Source organism: Bacteroides sp. FSHCM14E1 (genome assembly GCF_019633785.1).
GTDB classification, from domain to species: Bacteria; Bacteroidota; Bacteroidia; order Bacteroidales; family Bacteroidaceae; genus Bacteroides; species Bacteroides hominis.
The window spans coordinates 20,274-41,012 of sequence record NZ_JADKYL010000004.1; the positions used below are offsets into that span (position 1 = coordinate 20,274).

15 protein-coding genes are annotated in these 20,739 nt (G+C 44.9%); 11 read left to right on the forward strand and 4 right to left on the reverse strand.

The window, feature by feature from the left end; all coding sequences use genetic code 11:
- Nucleotides 1-73 precede the first annotated feature (73 nt).
- Both cysK and ISX59_RS07880 read left to right on the forward strand, forming a co-directional pair.
- A complete protein-coding gene (gene cysK, locus ISX59_RS07875) occupies nucleotides 74-1,024 on the forward strand; it encodes a cysteine synthase A (protein ID WP_122143650.1) in 951 nt (316 codons plus the stop codon).
- Between the two features lie 132 nt (nucleotides 1,025-1,156).
- Nucleotides 1,157-2,026, forward strand: coding sequence for a lipopolysaccharide assembly protein LapB (locus ISX59_RS07880; RefSeq protein ID WP_044300679.1), 870 nt, complete (start codon nucleotides 1,157-1,159; stop codon nucleotides 2,024-2,026).
- Nucleotides 2,027-2,420: 394 nt separating this feature from the next.
- On the opposite strand, the gene recQ is transcribed toward ISX59_RS07880, so the two are convergent.
- Entirely contained in the window at nucleotides 2,421-4,226 is a 1,806-nt protein-coding gene (gene recQ, locus ISX59_RS07885; RefSeq protein WP_220575792.1) for a DNA helicase RecQ, read from the reverse strand.
- A gap of 233 nt (nucleotides 4,227-4,459) precedes the next feature.
- Here recQ and ISX59_RS07890 point away from each other — a divergent pair, with 233 nt between their 5' ends.
- The 3 genes from ISX59_RS07890 to ISX59_RS07900 all read left to right on the forward strand — a co-directional run bounded on the left by ISX59_RS07890 (nucleotide 4,460) and on the right by ISX59_RS07900 (nucleotide 7,736).
- Nucleotides 4,460-4,924: an AraC family transcriptional regulator gene (locus tag ISX59_RS07890; protein ID WP_005780854.1), complete on the forward strand. Its 465-nt coding sequence runs from the start codon at nucleotides 4,460-4,462 to the stop codon at nucleotides 4,922-4,924.
- Between the two features lie 94 nt (nucleotides 4,925-5,018).
- Entirely contained in the window at nucleotides 5,019-7,070 is a 2,052-nt protein-coding gene (locus ISX59_RS07895; RefSeq protein ID WP_165017808.1) for a dihydrofolate reductase, read from the forward strand.
- A gap of 3 nt (nucleotides 7,071-7,073) precedes the next feature.
- Nucleotides 7,074-7,736, forward strand: a complete 663-nt coding sequence (locus ISX59_RS07900) for a DNA alkylation repair protein (RefSeq protein WP_005780849.1) — start codon at nucleotides 7,074-7,076, stop codon at nucleotides 7,734-7,736.
- A 142-nt stretch (nucleotides 7,737-7,878) separates the two neighbouring features.
- Here the strand turns inward: ISX59_RS07900 and ISX59_RS07905 are convergent, their stop codons facing one another.
- A complete protein-coding gene (locus tag ISX59_RS07905) occupies nucleotides 7,879-9,537 on the reverse strand; it encodes a glycosyltransferase family 39 protein (RefSeq protein WP_032535609.1) in 1,659 nt (552 codons plus the stop codon).
- A 95-nt stretch (nucleotides 9,538-9,632) separates the two neighbouring features.
- Here ISX59_RS07905 and ISX59_RS07910 point away from each other — a divergent pair, with 95 nt between their 5' ends.
- The 5 genes from ISX59_RS07910 to ISX59_RS07930 all read left to right on the forward strand — a co-directional run bounded on the left by ISX59_RS07910 (nucleotide 9,633) and on the right by ISX59_RS07930 (nucleotide 15,073).
- Nucleotides 9,633-10,121, forward strand: coding sequence for a Fur family transcriptional regulator (locus ISX59_RS07910; RefSeq protein WP_005780845.1), 489 nt, complete (start codon nucleotides 9,633-9,635; stop codon nucleotides 10,119-10,121).
- Entirely contained in the window at nucleotides 10,118-11,389 is a 1,272-nt protein-coding gene (locus ISX59_RS07915) for an adenylosuccinate synthase (RefSeq protein WP_005780843.1), read from the forward strand. The genes ISX59_RS07910 and ISX59_RS07915 overlap by 4 nt, the downstream gene beginning before the upstream one ends.
- Nucleotides 11,390-11,525: 136 nt before the next feature.
- Nucleotides 11,526-12,830 carry an alpha-L-fucosidase gene (locus tag ISX59_RS07920; RefSeq protein WP_220575793.1) on the forward strand — a complete coding sequence of 435 codons (1,305 nt, stop codon included), beginning with the start codon at nucleotides 11,526-11,528 and terminating at the stop codon, nucleotides 12,828-12,830.
- Between the two features lie 117 nt (nucleotides 12,831-12,947).
- Nucleotides 12,948-13,634 (forward strand): zinc metallopeptidase, encoded by a 687-nt coding sequence (locus tag ISX59_RS07925; RefSeq protein ID WP_220575794.1) that lies wholly within the window; start codon nucleotides 12,948-12,950, stop codon nucleotides 13,632-13,634.
- A 308-nt stretch (nucleotides 13,635-13,942) separates the two neighbouring features.
- Nucleotides 13,943-15,073, forward strand: a complete 1,131-nt coding sequence (locus ISX59_RS07930; protein WP_220575838.1) for a 6-bladed beta-propeller — start codon at nucleotides 13,943-13,945, stop codon at nucleotides 15,071-15,073.
- Nucleotides 15,074-15,175: 102 nt separating this feature from the next.
- On the opposite strand, the gene ISX59_RS07935 is transcribed toward ISX59_RS07930, so the two are convergent.
- Nucleotides 15,176-16,564 (reverse strand): transglutaminase domain-containing protein, encoded by a 1,389-nt coding sequence (locus ISX59_RS07935; RefSeq protein WP_220575795.1) that lies wholly within the window; start codon nucleotides 16,562-16,564, stop codon nucleotides 15,176-15,178.
- 95 nt (nucleotides 16,565-16,659) lie between these two features.
- Here ISX59_RS07935 and hisS point away from each other — a divergent pair, with 95 nt between their 5' ends.
- Nucleotides 16,660-18,024 carry a histidine--tRNA ligase gene (gene hisS / locus ISX59_RS07940; protein ID WP_220575796.1) on the forward strand — a complete coding sequence of 455 codons (1,365 nt, stop codon included), beginning with the start codon at nucleotides 16,660-16,662 and terminating at the stop codon, nucleotides 18,022-18,024.
- Nucleotides 18,025-18,186: 162 nt separating this feature from the next.
- Here the strand turns inward: hisS and ISX59_RS07945 are convergent, their stop codons facing one another.
- On the reverse strand, nucleotides 18,187-20,724 hold the full coding sequence (locus tag ISX59_RS07945; protein WP_220575797.1) for a S9 family peptidase: 2,538 nt from the start codon (nucleotides 20,722-20,724) through the stop codon (nucleotides 18,187-18,189).
- Nucleotides 20,725-20,739: the final 15 nt, after the last annotated feature.

Below are 20,739 nucleotides of genomic sequence, written 5' to 3' on the forward strand. Positions count from 1 at the left end.
AGATTGAACGGTCACAAAGGTACGATTCTTTTCTTTATCTTTGCGCATTAACTGTGGTAAAACAGAGAGCTATATGGCAAAAATCGCAAAGAAACTTACCGAACTGATAGGCCATACTCCGTTGATGGAGTTGTCCGGTTATAGTCGTAAATACGGCCTGCAAGAGAATATTATCGCTAAACTGGAGTCATTTAACCCTGCCGGAAGCGTAAAGGACCGGGTGGCACTTTCGATGATTGAGGATGCCGAGAAGAGAGGAGTTCTGAAGCCCGGTGCCACGATCATCGAGCCGACCAGCGGAAATACCGGTGTGGGACTGGCCATGGTGGCTACCATTAAAGGGTATCAGTTGATATTGACCATGCCCGAAACGATGAGTCTGGAACGTCGCAATCTGTTGAAAGCACTGGGAGCACAAATTGTATTGACTGACGGGTTGGCAGGAATGGCCGGTTCCATAACCAAAGCTGAGGAACTGAAAGACTCGATCCCCGGTTCGGTCATTCTGCAACAGTTTGAGAATCCTTCGAATGCGGAGGTGCACACACGCTTCACCGGCGAAGAGATCTGGCAGGACACTGACGGCCAGGTGGCTGTGTTTGTAGCGGGAGTGGGAACGGGCGGAACCGTTTGCGGGGTGGCCCGTGCACTGAAAAAGCATAATCCGGATGTATATATAGTAGCTGTGGAACCGGCGTCGTCTCCCGTACTTGAAGGCGGGAAGGCCGCTCCCCACCGTATACAAGGGATTGGGGCGAATTTTGTTCCCGGTATTTACGATGCTTCGGTTGTAGACGAAATCATGCCTGTGCCTGACGATGAGGCGATCCGTGGCGGGCGTGAATTGGCTTCTACGGAAGGACTGTTGGCGGGGATTTCTTCCGGAGCCGTTGTTTATGCAGCCCGCAAGCTGGCCGAACGTCCGGAGTTTAAAGGAAAGAGGATCGTGGCTTTATTGCCCGACACCGGCGAGCGTTATCTCTCTACCGAGTTATTTGCGTTTGACGCTTATCCTCTGGATTAAAAAGCACACTCGCGCTTGTCTGACATTTTAATATATATGAACCGGGGATCGGCCTCTGACCGATCTGTGGAGAAAGAAACTGTATGTTCAGCGTATACTCCCCATTACCGGTTCGTTTTTAATAGATTATTTATGAATCGAAAAACTATCATTGTTCCCTTTCTTTTGGAAGAGGGGATAGGGAGGAAGTATCTCTTTCTCCTTCTTTTCTCCATCTTTTCCATATCCCTTTCCGCTCAGACCTATCAGGAACTTTCTGAGAAGGCCGTCGAGTGTGTTGGAAAAGACAGTCTGGCGCAAGCCGAGGATCTTTTGAAGCAGGCATTGAGACTGGAACCGAAGAACCCCCATAATGCTCTGTTGTTTTCTAATCTCGGCTTGGTGCAACGCAAGCTGGGACGTTATAATGATGCTGTCGAGTCGTATACTTATGCACTCAACATTGCGCCGCTCGCCGTGCCCATTTTGCTGAACCGTGCCGCCATCTATCTGGAGCAGGGTATGCAGGACAAGGCTTATGTGGATTATTGTCAGGTGATGGATGTGGACAAGAAGAATACGGAAGCCTTGCTGATGCGGGCGTATATTTATATGTTGCGGCGGGATTATAAAGGGGCTCGTCTGGACTACCAGCGTTTGCTGGAAATTGATCCGAAGAATTATAACGGACGCCTCGGCTTGGCAACTTTGGAACAGAAAGAGGGCAAATTTCGTGAATCGCTCGATCTCCTGAACCAATTGCTGGTGGAATTTCCCGAAGATGCCGTTTTGTATGTGGCCCGTGCCGATGTAGAGCGGGATATGAAACATGAAGATCTGGCACTGGTGGATTTGGACGAAGCCATCCGCCTGGCGCCTAACTCCGTCGATGCCTATTTGCTGAGGGGGGATATCTATCTGGACCAGAAAAAGAAGTCGCAGGCGAAGGCCGATTTCGAGAAAGCTATTTCGCTGGGAGTGCCCCCTGCCGATGTTCACGAACAGATGCAACAATGCAAATAATTTCGGAAAATAATAGTCCGGAAGCTTGACTTTTGCTGTTGATTATCGTATCTTTGTAAGCGTAATCATAAACTATATTCAGATTAAAATACGGTAGAAGGGAGAAGTTGAAAGCTTTTCCCTTTTTTTATGCTTTTTCTGTTCATCGGCACGGGAAGCCGGTGTATATGGGGGGAAGCCGGGCTTTCGGATGATGAAAGCCCGGCTTTTCGGCCCAAACAGACGGTTGCTCCGACTCGGACAGACACCGTCTTCCGACCCGAATGAAGCTTTGTTCCGGTGCATTACAATATGTGTTATGAAAATATCTCCTATTGTTATCGGCCGGTGGTCTGCCCGGTTAATAAAACGTAAAACTGCTCTTGACAAAATCCGGTTGCGGTTTCTCTTCCGGTCATACAAACTGGCGGATCAGCGCGACAAATTCTTTTCCGTATTTTTTCTTTTTATATTCGCCAATCCCATTGATGTTGCCGAATGCTTCGACGGTTGTGGGACGCGACAGGCAGAGCAGGTGCAGCACTTTGTCCGATAACACGATGTATGCCGGGAGTGCTTCCTGGTCGGCCAGTTGCTTGCGCAACGCACGCAAGGCCTCGAAGAGGTCTTCTTCCTTGCTTCTGCTTTCTCCGTCCCATGCCTGTGCATGGACGTTTACGGTCTTTCTTCTCTTTCTGGCGGTAGCAGGCTCTTCTCTCCGGATGACAACCAGCATTGCCCTCTCACGGCCAAAAAGGACGTCACTTCCGCTCTTTGTTATTTTCAGGTGATTGTTTTCGTTGTAGGCTATCTCAAAGTATCCCATTTGCAGCATTTGCAGCAAATAGTCCTGCCAGTCGCGCGCCGGGATTTCTCTTCCGGCTCCAAACGTTTTCAGCTCCGTATAAGCTTTTTCGGTGATTTCAGCAGTAGGGTTCCCTCTCAGGATATCTATCAGGAGAGTTATGCCTGCCTGTTGGTTGGTACGGGCTATGGCGCTTAAGGCTTTTTGAACGATGACAGTTCCGTCGAAGCGCTCGGGCGGATTACGGCATACATCGCAGTTGCCGCAATCTTCAGTAGCCGTTTCGCCGAAATAGCTCAATAAGATACGTCGCCGGCAGATGTTGGCTTCGGCATATTGTTGCATCCGGTTTAATTTTTCCAGATTGATATTCTGCTGGTTGCTTTCTGTTGCAAACTTTGTCAGCAAAATCAGGTCGCCCAATGAATAGAATAAAATCGTATCGCTGGGCATACCGTCACGCCCCGCACGGCCGATTTCCTGGTAAAAACTTTCGATGCTTTTCGGCAGGTTATAATGTATCACCCACCTGACATTCGACTTGTCAATGCCCATCCCAAAAGCGATGGTGGCACATACCACTTCGATCCGGTCGTTGATGAAGTCGTCTTGTGCTTCGTCCCGTTGGCGGGCAGACAGTCCGGCATGGTAAACGCCACAACGGATGCCATGCTTTTGCAACATCTGTGCCACTGTTTCAGTTTTACTGCGGCTCATGCAGTAAATGATTCCGCTTTCACCCCGGTGGCGGACAATGAAGTCTACGATGGCTTTGCTCTTCTCCTTGGGTTGGTAGCCTCTTTTTACAGACAGGCTCAGGTTAGGGCGGTCGAATGATGAAATAAATATCTCCGGCTGCTTCAGTTGTAGTTGGCGGATAATGTCTTCCCTTGTGATTTTATCTGCCGTGGCAGTCAGGGCAATCATGGGGATGTTGGGGAATTGAGTACGTAAGAATCCCATCCGGGCATATTCCGGGCGGAAATCGTGTCCCCATTGCGAAATACAGTGGGCTTCGTCTACCGCAAACAGTGAGATGGTCATATCCCTCAGCAGATAGTCGGCTTCGGAGAGCAGTTTCTCCGGTGATATGTAGAGCAGCTTGAGCTTGCCTGAGATACAGGCCCTGCGTAAGTTGGCATTTTCGGATTCGTCGTTGCTGCTGTTCAGTGCACCTGCAGGTATTCCGTTGGCACAGAGAGATTCTACCTGATCCTTCATCAGTGAAATAAGAGGTGAAATAACAATTGCAGTGCCTTCCATCAGCAAGGCCGGAAGCTGATAACAGATTGATTTGCCTCCCCCCGTGGGCATCAGAACCAGCGCGTCTCTCTTACTCATCAGGTTTCGGATGATCTCTTCCTGCAGGGGACGGAAGCTGTCATAACCGAAATAAGTTTTGAGGGTTTGTATCATTTGATATTTTTCATTCATCTTTCGGGCAAAGGTACGCTTTATTTCCGGGTTATTAAAAGTTAAATATTCTTATTAACGCCCCTTTTTACCCACTTTTCGACGATTTTGATTGTTTTTATATCAAAAATATATACGAAAAAGTTGTGTATATCAAAATAATGTATGAAATTTGTGACATCTAAAGTTACAAATTAATAGTGATATTTAAAAACAAACCCTAACCAGTTAATTCAATGAGTGATTTAGAAAACAAAACCCAGGAAGAAACTCCTAAAAAACGCCCTTACAATTTAAGGGAGAAGAAAGAAAAGAAAGCTGCTTACCGGTCTTTAATCAGACCAGAGTTGGCAGATGAGTTGTATGACAAGATTCTGAACATCATTGTTGTACAGAAGAAGTACAGAGACCCTGACTATTCGGCTAAAGATTTGGCGAAGGAACTGAAAACCAATACCCGTTATCTTTCGGCTGTAGTTAATTCTCGCTTTGGTATGAACTATTCTTGCCTGCTGAACGAGTACAGAGTAAAAGATGCTTTGCACTTGTTGACGGATAAAAGATATGCCGACAAGAATGTAGAGGAAATCAGTGCGATGGTTGGTTTCGCTAACCGTCAGTCTTTTTACGCTGCATTTTATAAAAACGTAGGTGAAACACCCAACGGATATCGTAAAAAACACGCAGAAAAAAAGAAATAATTGCATTTCTTGAAACGGAATAAAAAGGAATTATCTCAGGGTACGGCTTTGAGGTATTTCCTTTTTATGTTTTATAACCTCAACGTCTAAAGGTATGAAGAAACATTTTATTTCAATGGCTGCGGCCGCAATCTTACTGACTGCTTGCGGCAGAGCCGAAAAAACAAACCCTGCTGCGGCAGATAATTTTAAATATACAGTGGAACAATTTGCAGATTTACAGATATTACGCTATCGCGTACCCGGATTTGAGAATTTAACTCTCAAACAGAAAGAGTTGGTTTATTATCTGACTCAGGCTGCGTTGGAAGGAAGAGATATTCTGTTTGATCAGAACGGAAAGTACAATCTTACCATCCGTCGGGCGCTTGAGACGATCTATACGGATTATGCCGGTGACAGAAACAGCCCGGACTTCGTGAATCTGACCACCTATCTGAAACGCGTATGGTTCTCAAACGGTATTCACCACCATTATGGTTCGGAGAAATTTGTTCCGGGCTTTACGCCGGAGTTTCTGAAACAAGCATTGCTCAGTGTAGATGCTTCCGGGCTGCCGTTGGCTCAAGGACAGACGGTAGAACAACTGTATGAGGAGCTGTCACCCGTTATTTTTGATCCGAAGGTGATGCCTAAGCGAGTGAATCAGGCGGACGGCGAAGACTTGGTGCTGACTTCGGCCAGCAATTACTATGACGGGGTCACCCAGCAGGAAGCTGAGGATTTCTATAATGCGATGAAGGACCCCAAAGATGAAACCCCTGTCTCTTACGGACTGAACAGCCGTCTGGTTAAAGAGAACGGAAAGATCGTCGAGAAGGTATGGAAAGTAGGAGGGCTTTATACACAGGCCATCGAAAAGATTGTGTATTGGCTGAAGAAAGCTGAAGGGGTGGCAGAAGACGAAGCTCAGAAGGCTGCCATCGGCAAGCTGATTGAATACTACGAGACCGGTGACCTGAAGACGTTTGACGAATATGCCATCCTTTGGGTGAAAGATCTGAATTCACGCATTGACTTTACGAACGGATTTACTGAAACATACGGTGATCCGCTCGGGATGAAGGCCAGCTGGGAGTCCATCGTGAACTTTAAAGACCTGGAGGCTACGCGCCGTACTGAACTGATAAGCGGCAATGCCCAATGGTTCGAAGATCATTCCCCAGTGGACAAGCAATTTAAGAAAGAAAAGGTGAAAGGGGTGACTGCCAAAGTGATTACTGCTGCCATTCTTGGCGGAGACTTATATCCGGCGACGGCCATCGGAATCAACTTGCCTAACTCTAACTGGATTCGCAGCCATCATGGCTCCAAGTCGGTCACTATCGGGAATATCACCGACGCTTATAACAAAGCGGCTCATGGAAACGGATTCAACGAAGAGTTTGTGTACAGTGATACAGAAAAGCAACTGATCGATAAATATGGTGATCTGACAGGAGAATTGCATACCGACTTGCACGAATGCCTGGGTCACGGTTCCGGAAAATTACTTCCGGGAGTTGATCCGGATGCCTTGAAAGCCTATGGCTCTACAATAGAGGAGGCACGTGCCGATCTGTTCGGACTTTACTATGTAGCCGATCCTAAATTGCTGGAATTGGGCTTGGTGCCGGCTGAAGAGGCTTACAAGGCCGAATACTATACCTATCTGATGAATGGCCTGATGACCCAGTTGGTGCGTATCGAGCCGGGCAACAGTGTTGAAGAGGCTCACATGCGCAACCGCCAGCTCATTGCCCGTTGGGTGTTTGAGAAGGGTAAGGCCGATAAGGTGGTGGAGATGGTGCAGAAAGACGGTAAGACTTACGTCGTGGTGAACGACTATCAGAAACTTCGCCATCTCTTTGGCGAATTGCTGGCCGAGATACAGCGCATCAAGTCGACCGGAGACTTTGCAGCAGCCCGTTCGCTGGTAGAAACCTATGCCGTAAAAGTAGACCCCGAACTTCACTCCGAAGTATTGGCCCGCTATAAGAAACTGAACCTGGCGCCTTATAAAGGATTCGTGAATCCAAGATACGATGCGGTAACCGACGAGAAAGGAAATATAATTGATGTAAAAGTAACCTATGATGAAGGCTATGCCGAGCAGATGCTGCGTTATAGCAGGGACTATTCGCCACTGCCTTCTGTAAACGATTAACCCATGGATGTAAAAGAACAATTGAAAGATATTAAAACACAGCTCCGTCTCTCTATGAACGGAGTTGTGTCACAAAGCATGCGTGAGAAGGGGCTGGACTATAAACTGAACTTTGGTGTTGAGTTGCCCCGTATCAAGAGCATCGCCGCTGCTTATGAGAAGAACCATGACTTGGCACAAGCCTTGTGGAAAGAGAATATCCGCGAGTGTAAGATTCTGGCAGGTTTATTGCAGCCGATAGATACCTTCTTTCCCGAGATAGCTGATATCTGGGTAGAGGATATCCGCAATATTGAGATAGCAGAACTTACGTGTATGAATCTGTTTCAAAACCTGCCTTATGCCCCGGCGAAAACTTTCCAGTGGATTGCGGATGAGGCGGAATATACACAAGTTTGTGGCTTCCTTACCATAGCCCGTCTGTTGATGAAAAAGGGAGATATGGCCGAACGCCCTGCGGGTGAATTGCTCGATCAGGCGATTTGTGCCGTACAATCGGGAAGTTATCATGTCCGTAATGCGGCAATGCTTGCTATCCGTAAGTATATGCAGCATAGTGAAGAACATGCTTTCCAGGTATGTCGCCTGGTAGAAGGCATGGCCAACTCTGATAAAGAAGCGGAACAGATGCTGTATACGATGGTGAGAGAGGAAATTAGCGATTAACGATAAGGTTGTGTCGAAACTTCACCACAGATTACGCAGGTTTTCACGGATTATCAACATCGATAATCAATGACTTAAAACTCACTCAGTGTCACTCTGTGCCCTCTGCGGTGAAGTCTCGACACCTTTTCATCGTCCGTCTTTATCGTTCGTCGACTATTGTCACATTGCTGATAAATACGCTATCATATCTTTTGTGCCCTTTTGCCCAGCGATTGTTGTCATAACAGTCGATAAAGCGAAGACTTAAATTCTTTCGGATGGAATCCGGAATCAGTTGTTCCGCCGGTTTCTGTGAGATCAGAACAAACGGCAGGGCTTTTGTAATCTCTTCTTTATTGGTTAAATCCATGTCTCCGATCTTCTTATGTGCTTCGTATACCAACTCGATGCGTAGCACTTCGTCTTTGCTGTGATAGAATGGCAGAGCTTTTAGCTCCGGGTTTTCTTGGGTAGCGCTGATGCTTTTGGGATCTGAGTTACTCACAAAACTTCCGATATAAGGCATTACAAACAACTCGGCAACAGCAAATAGCGCTACGACTCCCATCAGGAAAGAGAAAGGCCGGAGCTTGAGCGCAGAGCTGAATAGCCAAACTGCTACTGTCAGGAATAATACAGCCAACCATATGAACATCCCTGTACCTATCCGTCCTTCCCGGTACATGAAGAGGTAGAGAGCAACGGGAAGGGCCAATGTAGCCACTACAATCAAATAAGCATTTATCCGGTAAATCACTCTGTCTTTCAGGTGCGGCATTTTCTGTTTAGCCTGTTGAATCCAATATACAAATAAGTATCCCATGGTCAGTGCGGCCGGCAATAAGATAGGAAGCAGATAGCGTGTCTTCTTTTCCGGGAGCAACGACAGGAAGAAAAGGATCAGTAACATCCAGCTCAGGCAGAACATGTACTCTTTGGATGCTTCGACCCGCTTTTTCCAGAAGGGTACTATCAGTGCTGTCAGTGTCAGCAGCGACCATACTCCTGTTTCCAGGAAAAACTGCCAGTAATAATACCAGGAACGTACGTTGTGGTTACTCCAGGAAGAAGACTCTTTGTGGAATACATAGGATGCCATCTCCTGGTGGCAGATGTATGTGTAGGCATACCACCATGTGCTGAGCACGATGCAAATAAAGATCATGGTGAAGAGTGCGGTCCATTTCCCTTTCATTCTTGTTTCCCTGCGATAGAATAAGAGGTAGGCACAAATGAACGGGAGAAGCAGGGCATAGAAAGATACGGGCCCTTTGCCAAGGAAAGATAATCCCATAAAAACGCCTGCGGCAATGAAAAGAGGCCACTTGCAGGCAGTTTGCCGCAAAGCAAGATAAAGATAATAAATAGCTCCCATCATGAATGCGTGGCAATAAATGTCCCAGGTAGCTGTACGTCCCATCAGAATGATATTATAAGAGGTGCACAAGATCAGGGAAGATACCAGGGCATAGGTTCGGTTACCGGTCAGTTTCGTAGCAAACTTATAGAAAAAGAGTACTAACATGACGGCCGCAAGTCCGGCCATGGCTCGTTGCAAGGGAAGATTATCCGGCGAAATCACTTCTACCACGGCAGCAATCCATGTGGGAAGTGGAGGCTTCTCCAGTCGCAGCTCTCCGTTCATGGTAGGCACCAGCCAGTTATGGTCGTATACCATTTCGCGTGCAGTGACAATGTTTCTTGATTCCATGATGTCTGCAAAGATTGCGCCATTGTTTATAAAGAAAGAACAGCAGAACACAAGAAGTAATAGAGGCAAGTGCCAGCGATAATTTTGCGTGAAGGGGACTCTTGTCATAAAACATTTTTTTAGTGATTGGGTGCAAATTTACAGATATATTTTTGCTTTCCGCAAAAAACAATTAACTTTGTTGGCGCTAAAATAGCGCCGATATGGAAACTCAAAATGTGAAAGATACGGTACGGCAGATATTCACCGAATATCTAAATGCGAATGGACATCGCAAGACTCCTGAACGTTATGCGATACTGGATACCATATACTCCATTGACGGGCATTTCGATATCGATATGCTTTATTCGCAGATGATGAACCAGGAAAATTTCCGGGTGAGTAGGGCTACACTGTATAATACCATCATCTTACTTATCAATGCACGTCTGGTGATAAAACACCAGTTCGGCACTTCCTCCCAATACGAAAAATCATATAATCGCGAGACACACCATCACCAGATATGTACGCAGTGCGGTAGGGTCACAGAGTTTCAGAATGAAGCTTTACAGAACGCGATTGAAAATACCAAACTAAGTAAGTTTCAACTTTCGCATTATTCCTTATATATATACGGTATATGTAGCAAATGCGACAGGGCCAACAAGAGAAAAAGAGTAAATAATAACAATAAAAAAGAAAAATGAAAGTAGATGTTCTATTAGGATTGCAATGGGGCGACGAAGGTAAAGGAAAAGTAGTCGACGTCTTAACTCCGAGATATGATGTAGTTGCACGTTTCCAGGGTGGACCGAATGCCGGTCATACACTTGAGTTCGAAGGACAGAAGTACGTGCTTCGCTCTATCCCTTCGGGTATTTTCCAGGGAGATAAAGTAAATATCATCGGTAACGGTGTAGTGCTCGATCCGGCTTTGTTCAAAGCGGAAGCAGAAGCGCTGGAAGCATCGGGACACAACTTGAAGGAGAGACTGCATATTTCGAAGAAAGCGCACCTCATTTTGCCTACGCACCGTATACTGGATGCTGCCTATGAAGCTGCCAAAGGTGATGCTAAGGTAGGAACTACCGGAAAAGGTATCGGTCCGACTTATACGGATAAAGTAAGCCGTAACGGTGTCCGTGTGGGGGATATCCTGCATAACTTCGAACAAAAATATGCTGCAGCAAAGGCTCGCCACGAACAAATCCTGAAAGGTCTGAATTATGAATACGACCTGACTGAACTTGAAAAAGCCTGGTTTGAAGGTATCGAATACCTGAAACAGTTCCAGTTGGTAGACAGCGAACATGAAATAAACGGTTTGCTCGATGCCGGAAAATCCGTGCTTTGTGAAGGTGCTCAGGGAACTATGCTGGATATTGACTTTGGTTCGTATCCGTTCGTGACTTCTTCGAATACCGTATGTGCAGGTGCATGCACCGGTTTGGGCGTTGCTCCGAATAAGATCGGCGATGTATATGGTATTTTTAAAGCTTATTGTACACGTGTAGGTTCGGGTCCGTTCCCCACAGAGTTGTTCGATAAAACTGGCGATCAGATCTGTACGCTTGGTCACGAATTTGGCTCGGTGACGGGACGTAAACGTCGTTGCGGATGGGTGGATCTTGTTGCACTGAAATATTCAATCATGATCAATGGTGTCACCAAACTGATTATGATGAAGAGTGACGTACTCGATACTTTCGAGACGATCAAAGCTTGTGTGGCCTATAAGATGAATGGTGAAGAGATCGATTACTTCCCTTATGACATTACCGACGAAGTGGAACCAATCTACGTGGAACTTCCGGGATGGCAGACAGACATGACAAAGATGCAGAGCGAAGATGAATTTCCTGAAGAGTTCAATGCTTATCTCTCCTTCCTTGAAGAACAGCTGGGCGTACAAATCAAAATTGTTTCTGTAGGTCCCGACCGCGAGCAGACTATTGAAAGATATACTGAAGAATAAGAAGCCTCATCTGTATCCTTCTTTTTTAAAAGGAGGAAGAAGTAGACTTTTATAGAAGAATTAATTCAAAACGAGGCCTTTCTTCTTCCCTCTCTAAAGTAGAGAGGGGCGAGGTGAGGCCTTTATTATAATACTTATGAAGAAGCATTTTATTACTTTTCTCTTGTTATTGGGAATGACTGCTTCCCTGACAGCGCAACAAAATTACCAACCGACAGAGGCTAACCTGAAAGCCCGGAGTGAATTTCAGGACAATAAGTTCGGAATCTTCCTTCACTGGGGACTCTATGCCATGCTTGCTACCGGCGAGTGGACGATGACGAACCATAATCTGAATTATAAAGAGTATGCCAAACTGGCCGGAGGATTCTATCCCTCTAAATTTGATGCAGATAAATGGGTGGCGGCTATCAAAGCCTCCGGTGCCAAGTATATCTGTTTCACTACCCGTCACCATGAAGGTTTCTCGATGTTCGATACCAAGTATTCCGATTATAATATTGTAAAAGCCACTCCTTTTAAACGTGATGTGGTAAAGGAACTGGCTGATGCATGTGCCAAACATGGCATCAAACTGCATTTCTACTATTCACATATAGACTGGTATCGTGAGGACGCTCCTCTGGGAAGAACCGGACGCGGAACCGGACGTCCCGATCCGAAAGGGGACTGGAAGAGCTATTATCAGTTTATGAATAATCAGTTGACAGAGTTGTTGACCAATTATGGTCCGATCGGCGCCATTTGGTTCGATGGTTGGTGGGATCAGGATATCAATCCCGATTTCGACTGGGAACTTCCGGAACAATACGCATTGATCCATCGTTTGCAGCCGTCTTGTCTGGTTGGTAATAATCATCATCAGGTACCTTTTGCAGGGGAGGATATTCAGATATTCGAACGTGACCTTCCGGGAGAGAATACCGCAGGACTTTCCGGACAGAGTGTCAGCCATCTGCCTCTTGAAACATGTGAGACGATGAATGGCATGTGGGGATATAAGATTACAGACCAGAACTATAAATCAGCTAAAACTTTGATTCATTATCTGGTGAAGGCTGCCGGTAAGGACGCCAATCTGTTGATGAATATAGGTCCGCAGCCCGATGGAGAACTTCCGGAAGTGGCTGTTCAGCGTTTGAAAGAGGTGGGAGACTGGATGTCAAAGTATGGTGAAACCATTTATGGAACGAGAGGTGGTCTGGTAGCTCCTCACGATTGGGGAGTAACGACTCAGAAAGGCAATAAACTCTATGTGCATATTCTTAATTTGCAGGACAAGGCTTTATTCTTGCCTATCGTTGATAAGAAAGTGAAAAAGGCAGTGGTCTTTGCTGACAAAACGCCGGTACGCTTCACAAAGAATAAAGAAGGAATTGTACTGGAACTCGCTAAAGTTCCGACGGATGTAGATTACGTGGTGGAACTTACAATTGACTAATTTTTAGCTAATTCTTCATAAAAGCGATGTGTGGGAAATCTCCTCTCCGTCGCTTTTGTTTATTTTTGGCAAGCTATTTGTATATTAGCTATCATAACAATTTAATTAAGAAAGAATATGGTAATAGGAATTCAATGGATTATTTTTATTGGCATCGCTCTCGTTAGCTGGCTGGTGCAGATGAACCTGCAAAACAAGTTCAAGAAATACTCCAAGATACCCACAGGAAACGGAATGACAGGACGCGACGTAGCTATTAAAATGTTGCATGACAACGGTATTTACGATGTTCAGGTGACTCACACTCCCGGACAGTTGACCGATCATTATAATCCTGCCAATAAGACAGTGAACCTGAGTGAAGGAGTTTATGAAAGTAATAGCATCATGGCTGCTGCCGTGGCTGCTCACGAATGCGGACACGCTGTTCAGCATGCACGGGCTTATGCGCCGTTGATGCTCCGCAGTAAGCTGGTGCCGGTGGTTTCTTTCGCTTCACAGTGGATGACGTGGTTATTGCTTGCCGGCATTTTGTTACTGAATTCGTTCCCGCAGTTATTGCTTGCCGGCATTATCCTGTTTGCTTTGACCACCTTATTCAGCTTTATCACACTTCCGGTAGAGATTGATGCGAGCAAACGTGCATTGGTATGGCTCAGTGCATCGGGAATTACTAACTCGTATAATCATGCCAAAGCGGAAGACGCTCTCCGTTCGGCTGCATACACTTATGTTGTTGCTGCGTTGGGCTCGTTGGCTACGCTGATTTATTACATTATGATATTTATGGGACGCCGGGATTAATCTCTCCTTCCCATACGGAATAAAAAGAAAGGCTCGGTAGAGGAATCTATCGAGCTTTTTGTGTATGGGAAAGTATTTTTTATGTTTTAAGTGCTGATGGTGCTTTTTTTATATATCTTTGAAGAAATAAGAATAATGTTTGTAAAAAAAAGTATTAATACCAATCAATATGGTCCTTATCTTATAACCCTGAGAGGACAAAACGTTTTTGCATATCGCGTGGTAACAGAAACATCTTGTTTTGGACTTGGAGTGATAAACTGTACATCAGGTATAACCGAAAGTTGGGTTCCGGTAGATTGAAAAGTATGAAAATTAGAACAGCCCTTTTTATATTTTGTATTTCTTTATTGTTGGGGGCCTGTAGGCAAGTTGCAACAGATTCTCGGGTGCAGTTAGTTTCTTTTAAAGACGGTTCTCCTATGATAGCTGATACGGTTTTCTTAGATAGCTTATCTCTTTTTATGCCCGAAACAAATGAAGAAGCTTTAATAAATAACATTGATAGAGTCTATGAATCTGACGGACGATATTTTATTCTGGATAAGCGGATGAAGCAGGTGCTTTGTTATACTCTTTCCGGGAAACATTTATTCACGATACATGATGTGGGGAATGGGAAGGGAGAGTATGTTGACCTGTTCGATATCGCTATTGATGAAGCAGAAAATAAATTGTTGCTTTTAACCTATCCTTCGCAAATTCTTTACTATGATTTGGAGGGTACATACCTGTCTTCTTATCCATTAGACGATATGTATCAATCTTTTGCCGTGGATAAAGGATTTATCTATTTGCGGAATGATACTTATGCTAATGGAGTGGTATCAGATTATTCTCTGATAGTGATTAATAAGGAAACGGGTAAACAAACTTCTTTATTAGAACCTTTATACGAAACAGCACCGTTTTGTTCTTTTGGTAATTACCAAATTACGAATACTGCTTCAGTGTTATTTACCCGTAAGTTTGATAATTATATATATCGAATAACGGGAGAATCGATTGAACCACTTTATATGGTAGATTGGAAAAGCAAGGCTTTTCCGGAAAGTGATAAGCAGCGTCAGTTCCAATGTAACGATTTGAATCAGTTCTGTTATCAAGGGAAATATATATATACTATGACTGATTTATGTGATACTCCTTCCTGTTTGTTGTTTAGAACCAATCAACCGGGCGTGTGTCTGCTTTCAAAAGCTACCGGTACAGTGAACAATTATCAGGTAATTATCAATACGGATTATCAGTTACCTTTACCCAATTATATGCCGGTAGATGGGAAACAAAGTCGGATTTTTTTTATTTATTCATCTGAAGTACTATGCGAGCAGAAGAGATTGTCTGCTGAAGAAGGTATTAATGAAAAAATGCGCTGCTTACTGGATCGGATAAAGGAGGGAGATAATCCGGTTGTTTTTACATATCATGTAAAGTAAGTCGTTTAAAGATTGCCCCAAACATCATAGATTCTATAAATGGCGTTTTAGAGTTGATGTTGTCTATGACGCTTGGGGATAATATCGTTTGGTCTTTTAGGTTTATTCTTGATAAGGCGATTGCCAGAAGTAAGAGTCATTATGTGAGTCGTAGACGGTGGCACCGGGCTTTCCATTGGTACTGTATCCTTCCGGAACTAACGAGATATACATCGACCACTTTTTGCCCGGATAGTTTGTTTCTGCGTTATATTCGCTTTGCAGAGGGCAAGTTACGTAATACAGGTTCTTGGCCATATAGTAATCCAGATAATACTCTTTGGTCTGCTTATTTTTATTATTCCAGTTTGCGTCTTCGTTTAGTACAACGGGTTGATTGTTGCGGAGGCGTTCGCGCACTTCACCAATGCCCAGAAGGTTTCCTTTTTCATCTGTTACATAAGCGTTGAATGTCGGGTCCATCCATAACCATTTGTTGAGGGTGTTGGAGTAGACCGCATTGATGACGTGGCAATCATTGATCATCACTTTGGGCATACAGGTGATGAAACGGGATTTGAATCCCATAGCCAGATAGCACTCGTTCAGCATTTGTGCCATCATCCGGCAGTTTACGCCCCGGTTCTCCTTTTTGCAAAGTTCTACCATGGCTATTGTGTTCCGCTCTTCCGGATTACGTGAATTGCCATCATGTGGAACTATGTTGTGAACCCAGTAGAGAAGGTTTTTGATTTTGGAGATTTCGTCTCCGCTTCCGGCGATACTATCCAGGTTGAAATGTTTCCGTAACTGTACCAGATTACTGTCGTTAGGATTCATGTAGGTGAAGCGGGGTAGAGTGTCAGTTACTGATTCATTATAACATATCGGTTTTGTTTCAGTTCTGTTGTATCCTTCGGCTTGTTGCAGAATATACAGATAGTCACTGTCCAGACGCATTTTAGCCATTACTTCCAGATACTTCTTCTCTTTACGTAAATTGTCGATGTCACTGTCACCTTTAGCATGGTTGTAATCATTCCATCCGGAGTTGAAAGCCTTCTCAAAGTTTTTCAGGGCTGCCTTTTTCTTTCCCTGAAGTGCCTGATAGCAAGCAAGGTCGTAATAAACCAGTCCTGTTATATTTTTTGCATTTTCCTGAAGTTGTTGAGGCAATCCTTGATACAACTTCAGTTTCTCCCAATTTAATTTCTCGGCCTTTTTGTAATCTTTCTGTTTGCGGGCGTTTGCTACTTCCTGAGTGAGTGCGCTGTACTTTCTCTCAAATTCTTTTTTTTTGTTGTTTTGTGCCATTCCCGATAGTCCAAGGCATAACATTGTAATGATCAAAAAAACTGTTTTCATATGATTCCTGTTAGATAATGTGATTTCTTTGTCTTTCAGAAAGCAAATGGTATACCAAATTAATAAATATCTCTTATTGAGCAGAATGGCATTAAAAAGTATTGTCCGAAAATGAACAGTCTTAACGGAACCGGACACCGGATACATTTGCTTACAGATTCACAGAAAGTCTGTGGTTTCTGTTTTAATAATCAATTATTTCATCTAACTTTGCAACTCAATTCAATAAAACAGTTAAAACAATGGCAGCAAAACCAGGTATACCAAAGGGAACCCGTGATTTTTCGCCCGTAGAGATGGCGAAACGTAACTACATATTCAATACAATTCGTGACGTATATCATCTGTATGGTTTCCAGCAGATTGAGACTCCTTCGATGGAGATGCTTTCTACCCTGATGGGAAAATACGGTGAAGAGGGTGATAAATTACTTTTTAAGATACAGAATTCAGGTGATTACTTTTCGGGTATTACAGACGAAGAGCTATTAAGCCGTAACGCCGCTAAACTGGCCAGTAAATTTTGTGAAAAAGGGTTGCGTTATGACCTTACCGTACCCTTTGCCCGTTACGTGGTAATGCACCGTGATGAAATAACTTTTCCCTTCAAGCGTTATCAGATTCAACCAGTCTGGCGTGCTGACCGTCCGCAGAAAGGACGTTATCGTGAATTTTACCAATGTGATGCCGATGTGGTCGGTAGTGATTCACTGCTGAACGAGGTAGAATTGATGCAGATAGTAGATACAGTGTTTACCCGTTTCGGTATCCGTGTCTGCATAAAAATCAATAATCGCAAGATACTGACCGGTATTGCCGAGATCATCGGAGAGGCGGATAAGATTGTGGATATAACTGTAGCTATCGACAAACTGGATAAAATCGGTTTGGAAAATGTGAATAAAGAATTGGCTGAGAAAGGGATTAGTGATGAGGCTATTGCCAAACTGCAACCTATCATTCTTCTGAGTGGAACTAATGCTGAGAAGTTGGCTACACTGAAGACTGTACTTTCCGGTAGCGAAACAGGTTTGAAGGGAGTGGAAGAGAGTGAGTTTATTTTGAATACCCTTCAAACGATGGGACTGAAAAACGAAATAGAGCTTGACTTGACATTGGCACGTGGATTGAATTACTATACAGGTGCTATTTTTGAGGTGAAGGCGCTTGATGTGCAGATTGGCAGTATCACCGGTGGAGGTCGTTACGATAACCTGACTGGTGTATTCGGTATGGCAGGAGTATCGGGCGTAGGTATTTCGTTTGGTGCCGACCGTATTTTCGATGTGCTTAATCAGTTGGAACTGTATCCGAAGGAGGCTGTCAACGGAACTCAACTTCTGTTTATTAACTTCGGCGAGAAAGAAGCTGCTTTCTCTATGGGTATTCTGGCTAAGGCCCGTGCAGCCGGTATTCGCGCCGAAATCTTTCCGGATGCTGCGAAGATGAAGAAACAGATGAGTTATGCGAATGTTAAGAATATTCCTTTCGTAGCCATCGTAGGTGAAAATGAAATGAATGAGGGAAAAGCTATGCTGAAAAATATGGAAAGCGGTGAACAGCAGCTGGTCACTTCCGACGAGTTGATTGCCGCTTTAACGAAATAAGGAAATCGCTTCTACCTTTTCAACTAAAGCTCTTTTGGGGTGAAAAGGTAGACAGCTTTGGTTTAAAAGAAACGGGGCCTTGGTTTTGAACCAATGACCCCGTTCTTTTTTATAAGCTTTTTATAATACCCATACTGCACTGCCTCAGTGGCGAGATATATTCTACAAGTGACGTTCCGGATACATATCTTCCCACCACTGAGGACTATCCTGCAACCAGCGGGCAAACCATGCCATAATACTGTTATGCCATTGCACGCGTTTCGGATAGTCGGCAATGAAGTGGTTTTCTCCATCTACAGTGATGAACTCTACTGTTTTACCCAATATTTTCAGGGCATTGAATAGCTGGATGCTTTCACCGATAGGTACATTGGTATCTACGGTGCCGTGCAGCAGTAAGAGTGGAGTGTTGATCTTATCGGCGTTGAAGAGCGAGCCTTGTTTGGTGAACAGTTCCGGATTGTTCCAGGGATAACTGTCTGCGGCGGCTATGGCATTATAACCGTATCCCCAGTAACCTTCACCCCAATAACTGGTCACGTTGCTGATACCGGCGTGCGAAACGGCGGCGGCGAAAATATCCGTCTGAGTCTGGAGGTATTGTGTCATGAATCCACCGTAAGATGCACCGAGACAACCGATTTTCTTATCATTCACGAACGGGTGTTCTTTACAGAACTGTTTGGTACCTTCAATGATGTCGTCGGCAGTACGTTTTCCCCAGGCATTGACATGGCGTGCTGAAAACTCCTGTCCGAATCCGATTGTTCCGCTCGGCTGGATAACATATACCACGTAGTCGCGTGAAGCAAACAGTTGTGCGCAGTACGGATTGCTGATGCCTCGTTCTGTCGGGGTCGTTCCTCCATAGTAATACACAATCAGCGGATACTTTTTATTAGGATCGAATGAAGGCGGCAAACACATCATACCTTTAATCTCAGTGCCATCTGAAGCAGTGAAATTCCATGGTTCCATTTTACCCAGTTCAATTTTTTCGAGGGTAGGCTTCATCGGGTCGGCTATCAGTCGAGAGGTTTTCTTTTTCAGGTCGTATACATAAGCAACTCCTGCATTGTAGCATCCTTGTCCGATGTAGGCTGCCAACGACGGATTGTTTTCTGACAGGGCAAATGCACTGGTAACGTCAGTCTCCAGATTCAACTTCTCAAACTTACGGTCTTTGGGAGAGTAACGATAGATGTTCCGGCAATCTTCGTCATTGGTGCTAAAATAGATGCACCCGTCACCTTTGTTCCATTGCAGGAAGTTGACAGACGGATTGAACTCTTTAGTGATCGGATCGATCTTGCGGGTAGCTAAATCCATGATGAATGCCTGAGAGTCGAAATCATTGGCGATCGGATGATTACCACAATTCTTGCCGATACCGTCAAAAGCTTCCGGGCTGGCGGTGAGCAGTAATTGTCTGCCGTCCGGTGAGTAGCTGGCTCCTCCGAGGAAGCGGTCTTCAAAGAACAGAGTATCGACAGCCAATGTTTCAAGGTTCACTTGGAATAGTGAACTCAGAGAGAAAGGACGTTGCGTGATATTTTCCTTCGAACTGCTGTAAAGTAAATATTTGCCGTCCGGTGAGATATCCTGCATATACGTACTGTGATTGCCGTAGGTCAGTCGTTCGGAAGTTCCGTTGGCAATGTCATATCTGGCCAGGAAACTACGTCCGCGTGTATTCGGAATACGGTCGGCGGGGCTGACAATGCGTTTCAACGGCCCATCATCTTTCACGCCTTCTTCACGAGGATAGTATATCAGGAAGTCTTCGTTGGGCGACCAGCTGAAACCCTGCTCGGGAATGCCCTGCAGGAGAACTTCTTCCTTCAGCGTGATGGGATCGAGAGTGATGACGTCATTTCCTTCGGATGCCACTACCGTATAATACAGTTTATTACTTTTCGGCATCCATCTCATGCCGTCCCTCAGATTAGTGAGAAGTACTTTTCCTGTTTTCAGTTCAGTCAGTTCACAGTAGGTACGTGAACGTTTCAACGAATGATTGTCCCAATAGCGGGTCAACAGATATTTTCCGTCCGGTGATACGGAAACAGCAATGGCGCGGTTGCCGTATACGGTATTGTCGAGTGCGAAACGGTGTTTCTGATCGGGATCGGTGCTACATGCCACTTCTTTGAATTTATCATCTTTCACCAGTTCGCACTTCAGTGAAGGCGCAGTCTTATCGTCCGGGGTTGAAAGTAGTTTAATGGCAATTTCATAATCCATTTCCGGTTCCAGGCGTAGGGCAATTTCTTTGGTTGCTGCTTTGGAGATACTGTCTTCCGCAGCATCTTTCACCATTTTCGATTCGCCGTTGATGAAAAGCTCCCATCTGACCGGGGAGGTCACTTTCAGTTTACCTTTCATGAAACGTTCGGCCCGTAGCTGAGTCTTCAACAGATAAAGCAGATTGTCTTTATCGGCTTTCGCAAAAGTGACCAAGCCTGTTGTATCGGCAGACAGCATTTGTGTCGGTGCATTGGCAAGGTCAAGCATTACCGGCGTTTGCAGCAGTGCTTTGGCGGTGTGTTTTTCTCCTTTGGGGTTGATACTGTCGTTCATGATCGGAGTGCGTACAGTAATGGCATTTCTTACCTGATACTGCGTCAGCCTCTCTTGTGCTTGTGTGGCAAGTCCTGTTGTCATCAACAGCGCCATCATCAGTAACTTTTTGTCCATTGTTTCTTTGAGTTT